Below are 17,465 nucleotides of genomic sequence, written 5' to 3'. Positions count from 1 at the left end.
CCCAAGGGCCCCGTCAATGCTGGACCTTTGAAGGTATTCGGGTTAGCGTGATTCCATCTCGAGGTGATACTTATGTCTCAAAAGCCCTATGATCTGATCATCCAAGGCGGGATCTGCCTGTTACCCCACCCCTCTGAAAGTGGCCTTATCGAGCAGCAGGCCGACATCGCCATTACAGATGGACGCATCGAAAAAATCCGCGACTCTATCAACGAGCCCGCCCTCAGAATCATAAAAGCCCACGGTCTGCATGTCCTACCCGGGGTCATAGACAGCCAGGTGCACTTTCGCGAACCCGGCCTGACTCACAAAGAAGACCTTGAAACCGGCACCCGCGCGGCGGTTTTAGGGGGCGTCACCAGCATCTTTGAGATGCCAAACACCAACCCTTCCACCACCACCAAAGAAGCCTTCGAAGACAAACTGCAAAGAGCCAAAAACCGGGCTCACTGCAACTATGCTTTCTTTATCGGTGGAGCCCATGACAACGTCGCCCATATCGCCGAACTGGAGCTGATGCCTCACTGTTCGGGCGTAAAGATCTTTATGGGAAGCTCGACCGGAAACTTGTTGGTCGAGGACGACGAAACCCTGGAGCAAATCCTAAAACGCGGTCACCGCCGCATCATCTTCCACAGTGAAGATGAAATGCGCCTGCGTGAGCGCAAACACATTGCTTCTGATATGGCCGATCCCCACTATCACCCGGTATGGCGTGATGTGGAAACAGCCGTGAACTCGACCACTCGTCTTTTGAGACTGGCCCGAAAAACCGGACGTAAGATTCACGTTTTGCACGTTTCTACCGGCGAAGAAATGGATCTGCTAAAAGACGCCAAAGACATCGCCACGGTTGAAGTGCTGCCTCAGCATCTGACTTTGTATGCGCCGGATTGTTATGACAAGCTGGGAACCTATGCCCAGCAAAATCCGCCAATCCGTGAAAAACGCCACATGGACCGCATCTGGAAAGCCCTTTTGGATGGCACCGTGGACGTGATTGGTTCAGATCACGCTCCCCACACCCGTGAAGAAAAAGACCGTCCCTACCCGGCAAGCCCGTCCGGAGTTCCGGGCGTGCAAACCCTGGTGCCGATCATGCTGAATCACGTGCATGACGGACGACTGTCTTTGAAAAAGTTCACCGAGCTTGTCACCGAAAACCCTTGCCGCGTCTTTGGTGTCAAAAACAAAGGGCGCCTGCGCCAAGGTTTCGACGCTGACATCACAATTGTGGATCTGAAAAAAGAGATGACGATTGATAATTCCTGGATCGCCAGCCGCTGTGGATGGACTCCGTTCCATGGCATGCGTGTGACCGGATGGCCGACGCACACGATTGTGGGCGGAAAACTTGTGATGGAAAATGATCAAGTCGTTTTGCCAAGCCAAGGTCAGGCCGTGGACTTCTTGGAAACCCGTTCATGAATCCAGCTCCGAAAAAAACCGCGGCGGGCCTGTTCTTTGGTGGCCTGCTGCCGGTTATCGCCTTCACCCTGATTGAAGAATACTATGGAATCATTCCCGGTCTGATTGCCGGGATGGTTTTTGGTTTGGGTGAAATCATCTGGGAACTTTACCGTCACAAGAAAGTTCAAAAGATCACCTGGATCGGCAACGGGATGCTGCTGGGCTTGGGTGCAATTTCTTTGATTTCGTCCGAAGGCATTTGGTTTAAGCTTCAGCCCGCTTTGATGGAAGGGGCCTTTGCGATTGTGCTTTGGGGCTCGCTGATCATCAAAAAGCCGCTGCTGGTCTATCTTGCAGAACAGCAGGGGCAGCAGTTTCCGGACATCATTAAGTCGCGCATGACCGGAATCACCTTCCGCACGGGTGTCTTCTTTGCCATTCATGCCGTCTTGGCAACGTGGGCGGCCCTCGAGTGGAGCACCACCAACTGGGCGCTGTTAAAAGGCCTCGGCCTGACCGTCAGTTTTATCCTGTATCTTGTCATTGAGGCTGTTCTGCTTCGAAGGATCGTTCTAAAACAAAGATCAGAATGAAAAATCTGATCTTGGGAATTATCTTATTACTGTGCACCGGGTGCGGCCAACTGGACATGATAGTCCGCTGGGCCGACATCACCGCGACGTCCCGCGCGGATCGCTATTTTGATCTGTCCAGCGAACAAAAATCCGAACTGAAAGAAAACATCCAAAACGACATCACCAAGATGCGAAAAGAGATGTTCCCCGAAGTCGCAAAAACCTTCCGCAGCCTGGAACCAGAAATCAAAAAAGATCAGATCAACAAAGACCTGGTCGCCAAAAACTTTCTGGAAATTCAAAGCTATTTCAAAAAAGGCACAAACTATTTCAAAGACTCGGCACTTAAAACCGCCGGCACCCTGACAAAGGCACAGTTTGAACACTTCGCCAGGAAAGTCCGCGAAGACATCACTGAAACCCAGGAAGACAACGAATCCGCGGAAAAATCGCTGAAAACTTCCTACAAACGCTATCGCCGCAGTTTTGAATTCTGGATCGGCGGGATTTCCGTGAAACAACAAGACGAAATCGAAAAATTCTTAAAAGCGAACCCCTATCCGTGGGAGCTTCAAAACAAAAGCCGCGAACACACGCTAAAACTTTTCCTGGCGGCCAGTCATAATCCCCCGGCCTTGCAAAAGTTTGTGGCGGACTATTTTGTCGACTATGAAGCAAGCCGCCTGCCGGAATTCACCGAGGCCTTGAATAAACACAAAGCCGCCTTCCAGGCTTTTCTGACCGAGCAGTTCTGGAAGAGCCTCAGTTCCTCGCAAAAGAATGTGCTAAGGGATAATCTGATATCCAGAGCCGAGGATCTGGACAAGATCGCTCAGCGCCCCTGAAACTCGGGCGCTTTCTTTTCTTTCATCGCTTCCAGGGCCGTGAAGTGATCCTCCGTGCGCTGAGTGATTCCCTGATAAGCCGCCGCTAGATCCAGGATCGTGGCAAGATCATTCATATAAGCCATCTTCATGGTCTTTTTCGTCATCTGCACCGCCACCGGCGCATTGCCAGCAACCTTGTCCGCCAACTTCTCAGTTTCAGCCAACAAAGATTCCACCGGCACCAGATAGTTCAAAAGCCCCCAGTTCAGCGCTTCAGCCCCTGAAACCAGATCCCCGGTCAAAGACATCTGCATGGCCTTACTAAACCCAATCACCCGCTGCAGGAAGAAACTGCCCCCGTCACCCGGAACAAGGCCCAACTTTACGAAGGTTTCCCCAAATTTGGATTTTTCAGTCCCGATGCGCAGATCACACATCATCGCCAGATCACACCCCGCCCCAATCGCCGGTCCGTTGACCATGGCGATCACCGGCTTAGAAAGCTCTTCAATACACTTAGGAATCTGCTGAATCCCATGCATGTACCGCATACGAAGCTCATTCGATTCCCCGGCAAACATGCCCGTTTTGTTCTGCATAGCCTTCACATCACCACCAGCACAGAACGAAGTCCCTTCACCAGTAATAACAATCACCCGCACCAAAGAATCAAAATCCGCAAACCTCAAAACCCGAGTCAACGAATCCACCATCTCCAGCGAAATAGCATTACTCTGCTCCGGATTAGCCAAAGTAACCCACAACGTATGATTTTTAAGCGAAACCGAAAGATGCGTAAAAGCTTGAGAATAAAAAGACACGATTCCCCCTACCCTCGACGCTACCCAAGCGACCTAGGAGATGTCAAATGCAAGGCGGAAGAAGGAGGCGTGCCACTGGCACGTCGACGCCGACCAACGCAGCAGTTGGCGTCTCATAGACCGCTCCCTCTTAGAACGAAAAAAGGCTCCCCTGAGGGAGCCTTTTTTTGTTCGTCACTACTGACAGAACGGAAGGTCTGGTTTGATTTGGCAGATGATTTGGCAGATCGCTGGATCACCAAGTGGACATTCGCCAGGCTGACCTGGGTCAGGCAGACCGCCACCATCATCTGGTGGAGCTGGATTGTTACCGCCACCAGAAGAAGCACCTACGTGCATGTTCAGAGTGGAAGCAGTTTTACCGTCAGCATCAGTCACAGTGATAACTGTGGAACCGTTGGAAGCTGCAGTCATAGTACCGTTGTCAGATACAGACGCTACTGCAGAGTTGCTGGAAGCAAACTTAAATGGCGCTTTACCGTGAAGAACAGACAAAGCCAGAGTCTCAGAAGGTTTGATAGTTGCCGCAGACGGAACTACAACCATTTTCTTGGACATAACAGCTTCAACCGCTTCGTAAGCGTCAACGCGGCAGTTACATGCAGTTTCGATGGAAACTTTAGCACCTGTCGTCTGAAGGATAGCGCGGATTTGCGCACCAGTCAGAGAAGGATCTTGAGCTTTCATCAAAGCCACCAAACCGGAAACAAGCGGAGTTGCCATGGAAGTACCAGACAAGTTGCCGTATTTGTTTTTTGGAAGAGTGGACATGATGTTCTCACCCGGAGCAGAAACGTGAACCGTCGCTGTACCGTAGTTAGACCAAGATGGTTTCGCATCTGCAGGGCCGGAAGCCGCTACCGTGATGGAATTTGGGTAACCGTTGTTCGCCGGGAACATTTCAGTTTTATCGTTGTTTTTACCGTCATTCGCAGCAGCTGCGATGAAGATAACACCTTTGTCGTCAGCACGTTTTACGGCCTCAAGAAGCGGAGCTGCCTGAGAACGAGGAACTGCCGCACCCCAAGATGCAGAAATGATCTGAGCGCCTTTTTCAACAGCGTAGTCGATAGACTTGATCGCATTGTTCAGGTCACCGGAACCGTCAGCACCCAGGAAGCGCAAAGGCATCATGGAAACTTCAGGAGAAAGACCTACGATACCACCGTCGATAAGACCCGTCGCACCAACCGCACCAGCACAGTGTGTACCGTGACCTGGGTTTTGGAAGCCCGTCAGATCCATTGGATCAGCGTCGTTGTCGCGGAAGTCATAACCAGTGATCATGTTCGGAGCCAATGCCGGGTGAGTGTAATCAACACCAGTATCGATAACCGCAACGATCACGTTTTTGGAACCTTTGTTACCAGCGCGCTGCCAAGCTTTTTCAGCCTGAACTTTCGCGATAGCCCATTGTTCTTTCAAAGCAGCAGCGTCAACTGGCGCTGTGAAAGCTCTGATTTTGAAGTTAGGAACGATGTACTCAACGCCTGGTTGAGACAACAAAGAAGCCAAAGCCTGAGCTTCGTGTTTCTTGTTCACATCAACCAACACCAAGCTAGCAGTGTCGTTGTGATCCATCATCTGGATCGTGGACACCTTAGATGTCGTCATTGTATTCAGCATGTTGAAAGCGCGTGTGTTCGAATATTTCACCAGGTATTCGCCAGCGAACGCCTGAGAACCAAACAGAACCGCACCAACTAGTAATGCACGTTTCATAATTAAACCCCCTCCGTGGTGAAAAAATAATATTCACCTTTCGTAAGCATTGAATACAAAAATCTTAAACAAATCTTAAATTTTTTGACACAACCCATCGAATATTGAACCCACCGGCGTTCTTTTCAATGATGTTCGCGACTGTTTTTTTGCAGCGAAAGAGGGTTCATCTATGAGTTATCTGCACGCCATCATCCTTGGCATTGTCGAAGGGATCACCGAGTTCCTGCCGATTTCTTCCACCGGTCATATGATTATTGCCAGCTCCATGATGGGCATCGAAGACAGTTCTTTCACAAAGGCCTTCGAAGTTATCATTCAGTTTGGTGCGATCATGTCGGTTCTGGTTTTGTATTGGAAACGCTTCCTTCCTCATTGGGGATTCTATCGCAAGCTGTTCGTGGCGTTCCTGCCTACGGCGATCATTGGCTTCGTCGTAAAGGATGTGGTGGAACATCTGATGGGCAGTGTGCAGGTCGTTGCCTGGTCACTGATTGTGGGTGGTGCGATCTTGATTTGGGCCGACAAGGCTTTTGCTCACCTGACAATGATGGGCCGAAAAACCGATGATCTGACATACAAAGATTCGGCGAAGCTTGGACTGTTCCAGGCCATCGCGATGATCCCGGGTGTTTCGCGTTCGGGTGCGACCATCATGGGCGGATTGACACTTGGCATGAATAAAAAAGAAGCAGCCGAGTTTTCATTTTTCCTGGCGGTGCCGACAATGGCCGCAGCCACGCTGTACAAACTGTTAAAGATCTATAAGACGATTGAGCCTGCACAGATCAATTTGCTGCTGGTGGGTTGTGCGGTGGCTTTTGTGGTGGCGATGGTTGCGATCAAGTTCTTTATCGGTATAGTGTCGCGCTATGGGTTCCGGGGCTTTGGTTACTACCGAATTGTTCTGGGTGTGGTGATTTTGATTCTGCTCTATACAGGGCATGACTTGCAGATGGTGTAATATGAAAGAGCTTTCTTCCATGGAAAAGTTTTTGTTTGAAGAATCCCAGTGGTTCACTCCCGAACTGACCGAGGTTTTAAAATCCACAACCTTTGTGATGCCGAACTGGAAGTGGGCCTTCCTAGCGCTGGCAATCACGGTTGGGATTTTGATCCGCCCCGTGTTTCACCTGATCCTGAAAGAACTTAAGAAACACAATCCGATCACCAAAAAGTACCCGAGAACGTTTTGGGGTTATTTTCTAAGAACCGACACGGATCGTCCGTTGGCCTGGATCCTGGTGATCCTTTTGTGGTTTGCAGCCGGTGATGCGGCTGAACTGACCGGCAAGTTCGCCAGCTACTATGAGCACTTCATGCGTGGCCTGATTGCGATCTTTATCATCCGTCTGGTTTATTATGCAGTGGATGCGGCTTGCTCCGTGCTCGCAGATTATACTTCAAAAACCCCGAGCACTTTTGATGACCAGTTGGTGCCATTTGCCTCCAAAGCCTTAAAGATCTTTGTCGTGGTCATGGGTTTCCTGATTGTGCTGCAAAGCTTTGGACTCAATGTAATGTCCTTGCTGGCCGGTCTGGGTTTGGGGGGCTTGGCCTTGGCCTTGGCAGCTCAGGACACAGCTGCGAATTTATTCGGATCCATCACCATCTTGTTTGACCGCCCTTTCCAGGTCGGCGACTGGGTGAAGATCAAGGACATGGAAGGCACGGTTGAAGAAATCGGTTTCCGTTCCACGCGCGTCCGCACGTTCTATAACTCTTTGATCACGATCCCAAATGCTATGATGGCTAAAGAAACTGTCGACAATATGGGTGTTCGTCCTGCCCGCCGTGTTCGTCAGGTGCTCGGTTTAGTTTACGAAACAGCCCCAGAGACTATCGAGAACTTCTGTGACCGCGTCCGCTACTATATTAAGTCAGACGAAAAGGTTATTGCGGACACCGTGACAGTTCACTTTAATAATTACAACGCCTCGTCTTTGGATGTTCTCGTCAATTTCCATTTGAAGGTGTACACTGGACCGGAAGAGCTGCAACATCAGCAAAGAATCTTTATTGAGATTTTGAAGATCGCAGCCGATATGAACGTCAGTTTTGCTTACCCGACTCAGACGGTTTATAACCAGGTGACCACGGTAAGATAAGGAGCCCAAGAAACCATGGCAGTCAAAGTCGACCACGTTATTTTAAAAGATCAAAACCTGGCTCGTGTCAGCCTGGGTGGCGTCCTTGAAAATGACGAGAAGGCTTTAACTGAACTGGCCATTCCGGCGGCTTTGGACCTGCACCTGCATCTTGAACAGCTGCGCGGGATCAACTCTTTGGGGGTCCGTGCGTTTGTAAATTGGTCTTCCAAGCTGAAAAACCCCAAGATCATGATTCACGACGCCCCGAAGGCTTTCGTCGATCAGGTCAATATGGTGGATGGCTTCCTGCCCGCCCAGGCGCGCATGAGAAGCTTCTTTGTGCCCTACTATTCCGAAGCCACTGGCGAAGAAACCCAAGTGCAGTTCACCATCGGTATCAATTTCTATCTTTACGAAGGCCAGTGGAAGTTTTCCTTCCCTGAGGTTCACGACAGCCGGGGCAACCTGATGTCGGTGGACATCCAGCCTGAACGCTACTTCCGCTTCCTGAACAGGATGAAATAAAAAAACCCACAAACTCTGAAGTTTGTGGGTTTTGTGTTTTTAAGACGTTAAGCAAAGACTATTTCTTTTTCTTGGTTTTCAAACCGGCATCGATGCGGATTTTAACCGCCTCCATGCGCGATTCTTCGGCTTCAAAGTTGGCTTTGGCTGTTGCCACCTTGATGCGGATTTCTTCAGCTTCGTTCTTAGCAGAATCCAAACGGCTTTCAAGCTTTTCACGCTCTTTTTTAGCCTTCTCGGTTTCTTCGGTCAGACGTTTCAATTCACTTTCAGACTTGGCCACTTCGGATTCGTACTCGGCGATGGCTTTCTTGGATCTTGCGATTTCCAAGTTGGCGGTCGCCTGCTCCTTACGAAGATTGTTACGGTTGCCTTCAAGCTCCTGACGGGCTTTGGCTGCCTGCTGTTTCAGCTTTTCTTCCTGCGATTTGGTTTCAGTCACTTTTTTGCGCTCGGATTCGGCTTCTTCTTTGGCTTTCTTTGAAGCCTCTGCTGCCGCTTTCAATTCGCTTTCGACTTTTTCAATCATCGCTTTGGATTGTTCATCCTGCGCTTTCAGGCGCGACATCTCGGCTTCCGCACGAGCCCGGTCGGCTTCAGCACGGGCGATTTCCTGCTTGGCTTTGGCTTCGCGGGCTTTGGCTTCCGCCACCGCTTTTTGTGTCAGCAGTTTGGCTTTAGAAAGGTTCTGCTCGGCTTTCAAAGTTTCATTCTTTGCCGCTTCGGCTTCTTTTGTTGCCGTCAAGCCAGCTTCCGTGGCAGAACTCGCCTGCTTTTCCTGATCTTTGGCCTGATCACCCAGCTCTTCGGCTTTCTTTTCAGCCTGCTTGCGCTTGCCTTGGGCTTCGTCGCGAACCTGGATGGCTTTTTGAGTTTTTTCCTGAGCGGCCTTGATGCGCGCTTGAGCTGAACTCTGCTCTTTTTCAGCGACTGTCTTAGCTCTGTCATGTTCGTTAGTTTCGGCTTTTAGTTTTGCAGATTCACGTTCGGAATCAGCCTGTTCTTTTTTGGCGTCATTTTCCAACGAGCGGGCCTTGTTGATGGCCGACTGGGATTCTGCACGGACTTTGTCCCGGCGCTTGCGATCCTCTTCAGCACGTTTTTTCGCTTCATTGGCTTCGGCCTTGGCGGCCTCCGCGTCAGCGGTTGCCTCTTCGGCTTCAATTTGCGAGCTGTCGACTTGTGCGTATGCTGCCAAAGGCATGGTGCCGGTCATAAGAGCTGCCAAGAGAAGTGTTCCCAGTGGTTTTACCTGCATTGAAAATCTCCTTCGATGATTCATCGATGTTCAATAGCAACTAGGATATAGGGATTTTAGGCAAAAAAAAAGCGACCAGGATTGGGGGGGGAGGGTCCTGGCCGCCATGGGGGGTTGCCTTGTACTAAAGCAACGCAGATGCCATGCCCAGATGTTTGCCAAAACTGATTAAACTCACAGCCGAAGCAAATCCTATGTCGAGGTTTTTGACAGAAAACGACAATTGTCGGACCAAACCTTCGCATAAACGCATCTTTGTGGGAGCTTCGGCCCCTTGCAAACCACGACCTTCCGCCAAGAAAATTTCCTCCATCCCCGTCTCAATATGAGCTCAAAATCTGAGTCTATCGTCCAGTTTATTGCTAAAAACGAGCTGGATCATCCTTACATACGATCCCATTCAAGCGTTTCTTGTCCCACAGTGGGTGAACCAACTTTTGTTTTCTTGAAAGGACAAAGAAGTGACGAACTTACGAATGAGTTTAAACATCGCGATTGTGACAACCCTTTTGGCAACAGCGGCCTGCTCTGGCAGCGGCAGTTCCAAATCCCCTTCCAAAGAACCCGAGCTGACAGGTTACTGGAAATCCGAATGCTATCCACTGGCCAGAACCACCGCCCCGGCAAATGGCTTTGTGGTTTTGCAAATCAAAGAGGACGCAACTATTTCCAGAACCCGCTTTGAATTCAACAATGCCGAATGTACCGGTGATGCGGCGAACGCTTACAGCGATGACGGCACCTTTACAGCGGGTACCGTTGTAAGCCAAAATCCGCTGACTCAGGAGTTCCATTCATTCATCAGCTGTACGGATCAGTACTCTACGGTAAAAATCGAAAACAGCACGCTGTTCATCGCCAACGGCCCTGGTGATGGTTTGTCTGAAGACCAACGCCAGACCGATTTCACAAACGCCGACGAATACACGCCTATTACTGAAGCGGACCTGCCAGCAGTCACGCAACCCGTGTCTGTGCAGCCAAGCCTTTGCCTGTTGTAAATTGATTCAGGGCCTGCTTCAGAGCGGGCCCTGCTTCTGCCCCTGACTCACGGCTAGGTTCCTGTCGCAAGCCCGTCTGGACTCGACACAACCAAGGCTTGTTTCTTATTCTGACTGCATGAACTTTCCGTTTCTGAAACGAAGCCTTGGCGCTTTGCTTATTCTTTGCTCCCCTTCTGCGTTTGCTTTGCACATTATGCTGGATCCCGGCCACGGTGGTGTTGATACCGGTGCGGTCTACGGTGGCGCGAAAGAAGCAGAACTGGTTTTGAAAGTCGCACAAAAGCTGCAGACACTTTTAGCCAAAGATGAAAAGTTCAAAGTCACCATGACTCGCACGAATGACCGCAACCTGTCTTTGCCCGAGCGCGTGAAAATGGCTGAAGGCACGAAGGCGGACTTGTTCGTCAGCCTGCATGCCAACGCCGCATCTGACCAGCGCGCCAAGGGTGTGGAATTTTTCTTCCAAAACAATCTGCCACCGGATGAAGATGCGCTGTTTTTAGCCAGCCAGGAAAATCAGATGGTTCTTAACAGCCGCGAGTTGCATGACATTTCCGGCGGAGACGAACTTTCCAAAAAAGGCGATGTGGCCGCGATCGTGGAAGATCTGCACCGCCAAAACCGTCTGAGCAGCAGCCTGCGTCTGACACAAACCCTGACGCAGGTGTGGGGCACTGACAATAACGCGGCTCAAGCAACCATCAAGCAGGCCCCGTTTTATGTGATCTCAAAAACGACAATGCCTTCGGTTTTGATCGAAATCGGCTTTTTGACCAACCCGCGAGAAGCCAAAAAGCTGGTCAGCGCAGAATATCAAAACGATCTTGCTCAAAAAATCTACACCGCCCTCCAGTCCTACAAAGAAAAGATGGACAACCACGCAGCAAAATCCTTAAATTAGTTTGTTTTAATCACCCAAAAACCAAGACTGAAAAAAGGCCACTTCTGAACGGCCTTACTGGAGTTTCTTATGCGTGCTGACGGACGCCTTTTTGATCAATTGAGAAATGTGAAAATCACACCGAATGTTTCTGAGTACGCAGAAGGCTCTGCCATCGTGGAATTTGGTCGTACCAAAGTTCTTTGCACGGCAACTTATGAATCCAAAGCGCCAAGCTGGCTTTTGGGCACCGGTGCTGGCTGGATCACCGCGGAATACGGCATGCTGCCAAGATCCACTCACACCCGCATCCGTCGTGACAAGTCCATGACGGGCGGTCGCACTCAGGAAATCTCTCGCCTGATCGGACGCTCTTTGCGTGCGGCGGTGGATTTGAAACAACTGGGTGAAAAACAAATCATCATCGACTGTGACGTTTTGAATGCCGATGGTGGCACGCGCACAGCTTCTGTGACCGGCGGCTTTGTGGCGCTGGCACTGGCTCTTAAAAAATTGCACGCGGTCAGCGAAATCAAAACTTTGCCGTTGATCAATTATGTTTCCGCTATCAGCGTGGGCCTGCATGAAAGCAACATCCTGCTGGATCTGAACTATGACGAAGATTCTGCCATTGGAACCGATATGAACTTTGTTATGACCGACAAGGGTCAGTTCGTGGAAGTCCAAGGCACGGCCGAACACGTTCCGTTCACTCGCGATCAGCTGTTCAAAATGATGGACGTGGCTGAAAAGGGCTGCCGTGAACTTTTCATTCACCAGGCGGCAGTGATGGGTGAAATCTACAAGATCGCAGGAGCATAAATGGAACTTTGGATCGCCACTGGAAACAAAGGAAAACTTGCTGAATACAAACAACTGCTGCGTGAGCTGCCAGACTTGAAAGTCTTTTCACAAGGCGACATTGCATCCTTCACTCCCCGTCCTGAGGACGGAAAAACATTCGAAGACAACGCACGCATCAAAGCCAAAACTTTGCGTGCGGTGAAAAACAATGTCTGGGTACTGGGTGAAGATGCGGGTTTGGTTGTTGAGGGCCTGAATGGTCTGCCCGGAATTCATTCGGCTCGTTATGCGGGACCGAAAGCTTCTGACAGCGAAAACGTTTCCAAACTTTTGAAAATGATCACTCTGAAACCAATGCCAAACAAGAATGCAAAATTCGTTTGTACGACCGTGGTTTACACTCCGACAGGCGAAGAGTGGGTGTTCAATGGAGAGATGAAAGGCACGATTGCTTCCAAACCTGCAGGCTTGCACGGCTTTGGTTATGATCCGGTCTTTATCCCGGAAGGCCAGACTCAAACGCTGGCGGAACTGGGTACGGGCTATAAGAGCCTGCTTTCCCACCGAGCGATGGCTTTAAAAGCCTTCCTGGAAAAATTGAATCAGACTCAAGGCTAATTAAAAGGGAACCCGCAAGGTTCCCTTTTTTATTTGCTTATTTCGCAAGCATCAACGATACTGCCTTTAACACACCCGACAAGGAGGGCCTATGATTGTAACAACTTTTATCGCTAAAGCCGCTCTCCTTGCGTCTTTCTAGTTTTTTCATTCTTAAAACTTAAGTTCGCCAAGAGAGCTCCTGAATTTTAATTTTATTCAATGGAGTTATCCGTGACTAATTCATCAATCCTTCCCGCTTGGGGATGGAACGCGCTTTTGCAGGCGCAAATCGAACTTCGACCTCTGACATCAGGCGAAGTCGTTGGACGTATTATCAATCAAGAACGCGAAATGTACCGCGTGGTGTTCTTTAAAAACGACCACGAAGGCAAAGCCCTGGCTCAGCTTTCAGGAAAATTTCGCTATGACCATTCTGATCTGAATCTGGAATACCCTGGTGTGGGCGACTGGGTGATCTGCGAGCTGCATTCCCATGACGAGCACGCCGTGATTCACGAAGTTCTTTCGCGCCACAGCTGCTTTTACCGCAAGGAACCCGGCAGCGGGGCCCGAGCCCAGATCGTAGCCGCGAACGTGGATGTGATCTTTGTGGCTGTATCCGCCAATCAGGATTTCAACCTGAAACGCCTGGATCGCTATATGAGCCTTGCGTGGGAATCAAATGCTTCGCCGGTCATCGTTCTGACCAAGGCTGACTTGGCCGAAGACCTTGAAGGCCTTATCGCCGAAGTGGAGGACCGCCACCCGGCAGTCCCCGTGCACGCCGTGAGTGCTTTGGATCCCCAAACCCTGGAACCGCTGAAGACTCACCTGCTGCCCGGAAAGACCGTGGTGCTTTTAGGGTCTTCGGGGGTTGGGAAATCGACTTTGGGAAATCTGCTTTTGGAAAAAGAACAGATCAAAACCCAGGGCATCCGCGAGGACGACGACAAGGGTAAACACACGACCACTTCAAGGTCCTTGTATCAGCTTCCCTCTGGCGCCCTTTTGATGGACACGCCGGGCATGCGGGAATTGGGGCTTTTGGATCACCGCGAGGGCTTTGAGAACCTTTTTGACGACATCCTGGAACTGGCGACCCATTGCCGGTTTAAGGACTGCCAGCATCAGACCGAACCAGGCTGCGCCGTACAGGCGGGGTTGGCTTCGGGGGAACTGGAGGCGGAACGTTGGGAAAGTTTTCAAAATCTGGAGCGGGAGCTGCGTTATTTTGAGCGCAAAACCGACCCGGAAAAAGCCCGGGAGGAGCGCCAGAAATGGAAGAAAATCACGCAAGGACTGCGAGTCCGCGTAAAACAGAAATCCAGAGGAGAAATCTAGGTATTTCCCACGGCAAAGGGGGTCAAAAAAGACCCCCTTTTCGTTGGACAAAATCAGGACCCCTTGCTAGCTTCCTTTAAACGCACTTTTGACTCAGGAGACTACGAGTGATGAAGGGCCTAAAGATCTTTTCCGCCAATGCCAATCCCACATTAGCCAAGAAAGTAGCCGAAGCCGCTGGAGTTGAGCTCGGATACTGTGAAGTCAGCAGTTTTGCTGATGGCGAAATCCAAGTTGAAATACATGAGAGCGTCCGCGGGCAACACGTGTTTGTTGTCCAAAGCACCTGCCCTCCTGTAAATCAAAACTACATGGAGTTGTTTGTGATGCTCGATGCCCTTCGCCGGGCCTCGGCCGCCTCCATCACCGCCGTGATTCCTTATTACGGTTATGCCCGCCAGGATCGAAAAGTGGCCCCGCGCGCCCCTATTTCGGCCAAATTGATGGCGGACCTGATCACGACGGCCGGCGCCGATCGTGTGGTGTCCGTGGACCTGCACGCGGCCCAAATCCAAGGTTTCTTCAATGTTCCGGTGGACCACTTGTTCGCTATTCCGACTTTGGCTCGCGCTTGGCGAGATGCCTACGGCCAGGGCTCTGAATTTGTTGCAGTGAGTCCAGATGCCGGCGGGGTTGAAAGAACCCGCGCCTTTGCCAAGAGAATTGAGTCCTCCATGGCGATCATCGATAAACGCCGTTCCGGCCCAAATGAGGCTAAAGCCCTGCACCTGATTGGGGATGTGACTGGTAAAACGGCCGTCATCGTGGACGATATGATCGATACGGCGGGAACTCTTACACAAGCAGTTGACAGCCTGTATAAGAATGGGGCAAAACGTGTGTTCGCCGTTGCAACCCACCCTGTTTTGTCAGGTCCTGCGATCAATCGCCTGAAGGAAAGCCCTATTGAAAAAGTATGGGTCACCGACACGATCCCGCTGTCTGAAGCGGCGAAAAACTGCGGAAAAATTGAAGTGGTTTCAGTAGCTCCGGTTCTGGCCGAAGCCATGAAACGAATCCACGGCAACGACTCCGTAAGTTCATTGTTTGACTAAGCGGCCTCGGCCGACAGAGCTGAAGCGCCGAAAGGCGCGCAAGCTGAAGTAGAAAACTTAACCCATCATTTGATGGATATTATTAACTTCCTCTATTGGACTAGAAGGATAAAAAATGAAAAACAGAATCGACCTAACAGTTGAAGCTCGTGAAACTGGTAAACACAACAGCCGTGGCCTGCGCGTAAGCCGCAACGTTCCTGCTGTAATCTACGGAGCTGTGTCTCCAATCAACGTATCCGTTGGTGAAAAAGAAATCGTTAAGTACAACACTCGTGCTTACGAGAATGCTCTTTTCAACTTGAAATCTTCTGACAAGAACGCAAACGGTATCGTTGTTCTTATCAAATCCGTAGACGTACACCCACTTTCTCGTCGTCCACAACACGTTGACTTCTTCGCTTTGGATCTGAAAAAAGCGGTTCGCGTTAACGTTGAAGTTCGTCTTGAAGGTAAAGCTATCGGTCTTTCTGAAGGCGGTCTGTTGAACGTTGTTCTTCGTTCCGTTGAGGTTGAGTGCTTGCCAACTGAAATCCCTGAGTTCTTCACTGCTGACATCTCTAACTTGGCAGTTGGTGACGCTCTTCACGTATCCGACATCAAAACTGCCGGCTCTGTGAAAATGATCACTGGCGCAGAACAAACTGTTGCAGTTGTTAACGCTCAAGAAGAAGAAGCTGCTGCTGCTCCAGCTGCTGCCGCGGCTCCTGCTGCTGCTGCACCTGCTGCTGCAAAAGCTCCTGCTGCGAAAAAGTAATTCGCACGCACGAATTGATCTTCAAAAAAGGCAGCTCACTCGAGCTGCCTTTTTCTTTTTCGATGGTTCTCTAAGAGGTATTCTATGTGGTTGATTGTTGGCTTGGGAAATCCGGGTGGCGAGTATAAACTGACCCGTCATAACATCGGCTTTATGGCCGTGGACTATCTGATGGAAGGCCTGGGAAATCCCCCGATCAAAAATCAGTTCAAAGCCGAAATCGCTCAAGGGAAAATCAAGGATCACCCTGTGATTTTCTGCAAACCGCAAACCTTCATGAATCTTTCCGGCGAATCCGTACAACCCCTGATGGGCTTTTATAAAATCCCTCTGGAACGCCTGATCGTCATCCACGACGAAATCGACCAGCCCTTTGCACAAATGAAAATTCAGAAAAACCGCGGGCACGGCGGCCATAACGGCATTAAAAGCGTTTCGGGCCTGATGGGCTCTATGGACTATACCCGCCTGCGTTTGGGTGTGGGTCGCCCTGCCAACCCGAACATCCCGGTGCCGGACTATGTCCTGGGCAAATTCACCAAGGAAGAGTTCGCGCAGATGCCGGATTTCCTGAATAAAGCCGGCGATGCTGTGGAAAGCATCATCCTGGATGGAATTCAAAAAGCTTCGACAAAATTCAACACTTAGGCTAGATTGAGCCGTCATTTCGCAAGGAGTTTTCAATGGCACTTCAAGTCGGTATCGTAGGTCTTCCGAACGTGGGTAAGAGCACGCTTTTCAATGCTCTGACATCTGCCAAGGCTGAGGCAGCCAACTATCCATTCTGTACTATCGACCCGAACGTGGGCGTGGTGACAGTTCCAGATCCTCGCATGGATAAAATCACTGAATTCATCAAACCTCAGAAGGTTGTTCCAACAACTATGGAATTCGTGGATATCGCGGGTATCGTAAAAGGTGCGTCCCAGGGTGAAGGTTTGGGAAATCAGTTCCTGTCCCACATCCGCCAGACAGACGCTATCGTTCACGTGGTTCGTTGCTTTGACGACCCAAATATCATTCACGTGGCGGGTTCTGTTGAACCTATCCGTGACATTGAAATCATCAACACCGAGTTGTTGCTGGCGGATTTGGACTCTGTTGAAAAGCGCCTTCAGCGCACAGAGAAACAAGCTAAAAACTCCACCGACAAAAAGCTGAAACTGGATGTTGAAGTTGCCAAGAAAATCAAAGAAGCTTTGGGCAAGGGTCTTCCGGCCCGCTCTGTAACTTTGGATGAAATGGAACAGGTTGCATTGAAAGAGATGCACCTTCTGACTGCAAAACCGGTTCTTTACGCGATGAACGTCAACGACGCTGACTTCGCAGCTGGCGGCAATGACTGGACAAAGGCTGTTGAGGCCCGCGCCGCGGAAGAAAACAACAAAACCATCCTGATCTGTTCTGCGATGGAAGCTGAGATCGCATTGTTGCCACCAGAAGAACGCAAGGACTTCCTGGATGCACTGGGCGCGGAAGAGCCAGGCTTGAACCGTCTGATCCGTGAGGCTTACACGCTGTTGGGTCTTCAGACTTACTTCACTGCAGGTGTGACGGAAGTTCGCGCTTGGACGATTCGTGCAAACACGAAAGCTCCACAAGCAGCGGGCGTCATCCACACTGACTTTGAGCGTGGTTTCATCAAAGCTGAAACTTACCACTGCGAAGATCTGTTCAAATACAAATCTGAACAGGCGATCAAAGATGCTGGTAAATACCGCATCGAAGGTAAAGAGTACGTTGTGAAAGACGGCGACGTTCTGTTCTTCAAGTTCAACGTTTAATTTCTTCTTAAG

18 protein-coding genes are annotated in these 17,465 nt (G+C 50.3%); 15 read left to right on the top strand and 3 right to left on the bottom strand.

Features of this window, described 5'->3' with window-relative positions:
- Positions 1–72: 72 nt before the first annotated feature.
- The 3 genes from AC04MQ_RS09045 to AC04MQ_RS09035 are packed head-to-tail and all read left to right on the top strand — an operon-like array spanning position 73 to position 2,830.
- Positions 73–1,428: a dihydroorotase gene (locus AC04MQ_RS09045; protein ID WP_475391886.1), complete on the top strand. Its 1,356-nt coding sequence runs from the start codon at positions 73–75 to the stop codon at positions 1,426–1,428.
- The gene (locus tag AC04MQ_RS09040) at positions 1,425–2,003 is read left to right on the top strand and encodes an inner membrane-spanning protein YciB (protein WP_475391885.1); all 579 of its coding nucleotides are present in this window, start codon (positions 1,425–1,427) and stop codon (positions 2,001–2,003) included. The genes AC04MQ_RS09045 and AC04MQ_RS09040 overlap by 4 nt, the downstream gene beginning before the upstream one ends.
- A complete protein-coding gene (locus AC04MQ_RS09035; RefSeq protein ID WP_475391884.1) occupies positions 2,000–2,830 on the top strand; it encodes a DUF6279 family lipoprotein in 831 nt (276 codons plus the stop codon). Before AC04MQ_RS09040 ends, AC04MQ_RS09035 begins: the two co-directional genes overlap by 4 nt.
- On the opposite strand, the gene AC04MQ_RS09030 is transcribed toward AC04MQ_RS09035, so the two are convergent.
- On the bottom strand, positions 2,818–3,633 hold the full coding sequence (locus AC04MQ_RS09030; RefSeq protein WP_475391883.1) for an enoyl-CoA hydratase-related protein: 816 nt from the start codon (positions 3,631–3,633) through the stop codon (positions 2,818–2,820). The two genes, AC04MQ_RS09035 and AC04MQ_RS09030, sit on opposite strands and share 13 nt — an antisense overlap.
- A gap of 177 nt (positions 3,634–3,810) precedes the next feature.
- Complete coding sequence (locus AC04MQ_RS09025) at positions 3,811–5,355, bottom strand: S8 family peptidase (protein WP_475391882.1); 1,545 nt, start codon at positions 5,353–5,355, stop codon at positions 3,811–3,813.
- Positions 5,356–5,527: 172 nt separating this feature from the next.
- Here AC04MQ_RS09025 and AC04MQ_RS09020 point away from each other — a divergent pair, with 172 nt between their 5' ends.
- Genes AC04MQ_RS09020 through AC04MQ_RS09010 form a run of 3 tightly spaced genes read left to right on the top strand, consistent with a single transcriptional unit; the run spans position 5,528 to position 7,970 of the window.
- Positions 5,528–6,319: an undecaprenyl-diphosphate phosphatase gene (locus AC04MQ_RS09020; protein WP_475391881.1), complete on the top strand. Its 792-nt coding sequence runs from the start codon at positions 5,528–5,530 to the stop codon at positions 6,317–6,319.
- A gap of 1 nt (position 6,320) precedes the next feature.
- Positions 6,321–7,463 carry a mechanosensitive ion channel family protein gene (locus AC04MQ_RS09015; RefSeq protein WP_015091728.1) on the top strand — a complete coding sequence of 381 codons (1,143 nt, stop codon included), beginning with the start codon at positions 6,321–6,323 and terminating at the stop codon, positions 7,461–7,463.
- Positions 7,464–7,478: 15 nt separating this feature from the next.
- Entirely contained in the window at positions 7,479–7,970 is a 492-nt protein-coding gene (locus AC04MQ_RS09010; protein WP_015091729.1) for a hypothetical protein, read from the top strand.
- A gap of 58 nt (positions 7,971–8,028) precedes the next feature.
- On the opposite strand, the gene AC04MQ_RS09005 is transcribed toward AC04MQ_RS09010, so the two are convergent.
- Positions 8,029–9,228: a coiled-coil domain-containing protein gene (locus AC04MQ_RS09005; protein WP_475391880.1), complete on the bottom strand. Its 1,200-nt coding sequence runs from the start codon at positions 9,226–9,228 to the stop codon at positions 8,029–8,031.
- A gap of 476 nt (positions 9,229–9,704) precedes the next feature.
- On the opposite strand from AC04MQ_RS09005, the gene AC04MQ_RS09000 reads away from it, so the two are divergent.
- The 9 genes from AC04MQ_RS09000 to ychF all read left to right on the top strand — a co-directional run bounded on the left by AC04MQ_RS09000 (position 9,705) and on the right by ychF (position 17,453).
- Positions 9,705–10,229, top strand: coding sequence for a hypothetical protein (locus AC04MQ_RS09000; RefSeq protein ID WP_475391879.1), 525 nt, complete (start codon positions 9,705–9,707; stop codon positions 10,227–10,229).
- Positions 10,230–10,347: 118 nt separating this feature from the next.
- Positions 10,348–11,133, top strand: a complete 786-nt coding sequence (locus tag AC04MQ_RS08995; protein ID WP_015091732.1) for an N-acetylmuramoyl-L-alanine amidase family protein — start codon at positions 10,348–10,350, stop codon at positions 11,131–11,133.
- Between the two features lie 69 nt (positions 11,134–11,202).
- Positions 11,203–11,934: a ribonuclease PH gene (rph, locus tag AC04MQ_RS08990; protein WP_475391878.1), complete on the top strand. Its 732-nt coding sequence runs from the start codon at positions 11,203–11,205 to the stop codon at positions 11,932–11,934.
- Positions 11,935–12,534, top strand: a complete 600-nt coding sequence (gene rdgB, locus AC04MQ_RS08985; protein ID WP_015091734.1) for an RdgB/HAM1 family non-canonical purine NTP pyrophosphatase — start codon at positions 11,935–11,937, stop codon at positions 12,532–12,534.
- Between the two features lie 213 nt (positions 12,535–12,747).
- Positions 12,748–13,857, top strand: a complete 1,110-nt coding sequence (gene rsgA / locus AC04MQ_RS08980) for a ribosome small subunit-dependent GTPase A (protein WP_475391877.1) — start codon at positions 12,748–12,750, stop codon at positions 13,855–13,857.
- A 110-nt stretch (positions 13,858–13,967) separates the two neighbouring features.
- On the top strand, positions 13,968–14,912 hold the full coding sequence (locus tag AC04MQ_RS08975; RefSeq protein ID WP_198298051.1) for a ribose-phosphate diphosphokinase: 945 nt from the start codon (positions 13,968–13,970) through the stop codon (positions 14,910–14,912).
- Between the two features lie 115 nt (positions 14,913–15,027).
- Positions 15,028–15,669 (top strand): 50S ribosomal protein L25, encoded by a 642-nt coding sequence (locus tag AC04MQ_RS08970; protein WP_015091737.1) that lies wholly within the window; start codon positions 15,028–15,030, stop codon positions 15,667–15,669.
- 84 nt (positions 15,670–15,753) lie between these two features.
- The gene (gene pth, locus AC04MQ_RS08965) at positions 15,754–16,317 is read left to right on the top strand and encodes an aminoacyl-tRNA hydrolase (protein WP_015091738.1); all 564 of its coding nucleotides are present in this window, start codon (positions 15,754–15,756) and stop codon (positions 16,315–16,317) included.
- 35 nt (positions 16,318–16,352) lie between these two features.
- The gene (gene ychF / locus AC04MQ_RS08960) at positions 16,353–17,453 is read left to right on the top strand and encodes a redox-regulated ATPase YchF (RefSeq protein WP_015091739.1); all 1,101 of its coding nucleotides are present in this window, start codon (positions 16,353–16,355) and stop codon (positions 17,451–17,453) included.
- Positions 17,454–17,465 lie beyond the last annotated feature (12 nt).

It is taken from the genome of Bdellovibrio sp. MYbb2, assembly GCF_056175685.1.
Note: the sequence above shows the minus strand (reverse complement) of the source record. Positions and strands in the feature narration are given on the sequence as shown.

Bases quoted from the DNA above. Each gene is read 5' to 3' on its own strand.
- AC04MQ_RS09045 (WP_475391886.1), top strand. From the start codon at position 73: ATGTCTCAAAAGCCCTATGATCTGATCATCCAAGGCGGGATCTGCCTG.
- AC04MQ_RS09040 (WP_475391885.1), top strand. From the start codon at position 1,425: ATGAATCCAGCTCCGAAAAAAACCGCGGCGGGCCTGTTCTTTGGTGGC.
- AC04MQ_RS09035 (WP_475391884.1), top strand. From the start codon at position 2,000: ATGAAAAATCTGATCTTGGGAATTATCTTATTACTGTGCACCGGGTGC.
- AC04MQ_RS09025 (WP_475391882.1), bottom strand. From the start codon at position 5,355: ATGAAACGTGCATTACTAGTTGGTGCGGTTCTGTTTGGTTCTCAGGCG.
- AC04MQ_RS09020 (WP_475391881.1), top strand. From the start codon at position 5,528: ATGAGTTATCTGCACGCCATCATCCTTGGCATTGTCGAAGGGATCACC.
- AC04MQ_RS09015 (WP_015091728.1), top strand. From the start codon at position 6,321: ATGAAAGAGCTTTCTTCCATGGAAAAGTTTTTGTTTGAAGAATCCCAG.
- AC04MQ_RS09010 (WP_015091729.1), top strand. From the start codon at position 7,479: ATGGCAGTCAAAGTCGACCACGTTATTTTAAAAGATCAAAACCTGGCT.
- AC04MQ_RS09005 (WP_475391880.1), bottom strand. From the start codon at position 9,228: ATGCAGGTAAAACCACTGGGAACACTTCTCTTGGCAGCTCTTATGACC.
- AC04MQ_RS09000 (WP_475391879.1), top strand. From the start codon at position 9,705: ATGAGTTTAAACATCGCGATTGTGACAACCCTTTTGGCAACAGCGGCC.
- AC04MQ_RS08995 (WP_015091732.1), top strand. From the start codon at position 10,348: ATGAACTTTCCGTTTCTGAAACGAAGCCTTGGCGCTTTGCTTATTCTT.
- rph (WP_475391878.1), top strand. From the start codon at position 11,203: ATGCGTGCTGACGGACGCCTTTTTGATCAATTGAGAAATGTGAAAATC.
- rdgB (WP_015091734.1), top strand. From the start codon at position 11,935: ATGGAACTTTGGATCGCCACTGGAAACAAAGGAAAACTTGCTGAATAC.
- AC04MQ_RS08975 (WP_198298051.1), top strand. From the start codon at position 13,968: ATGAAGGGCCTAAAGATCTTTTCCGCCAATGCCAATCCCACATTAGCC.
- AC04MQ_RS08970 (WP_015091737.1), top strand. From the start codon at position 15,028: ATGAAAAACAGAATCGACCTAACAGTTGAAGCTCGTGAAACTGGTAAA.
- pth (WP_015091738.1), top strand. From the start codon at position 15,754: ATGTGGTTGATTGTTGGCTTGGGAAATCCGGGTGGCGAGTATAAACTG.
- ychF (WP_015091739.1), top strand. From the start codon at position 16,353: ATGGCACTTCAAGTCGGTATCGTAGGTCTTCCGAACGTGGGTAAGAGC.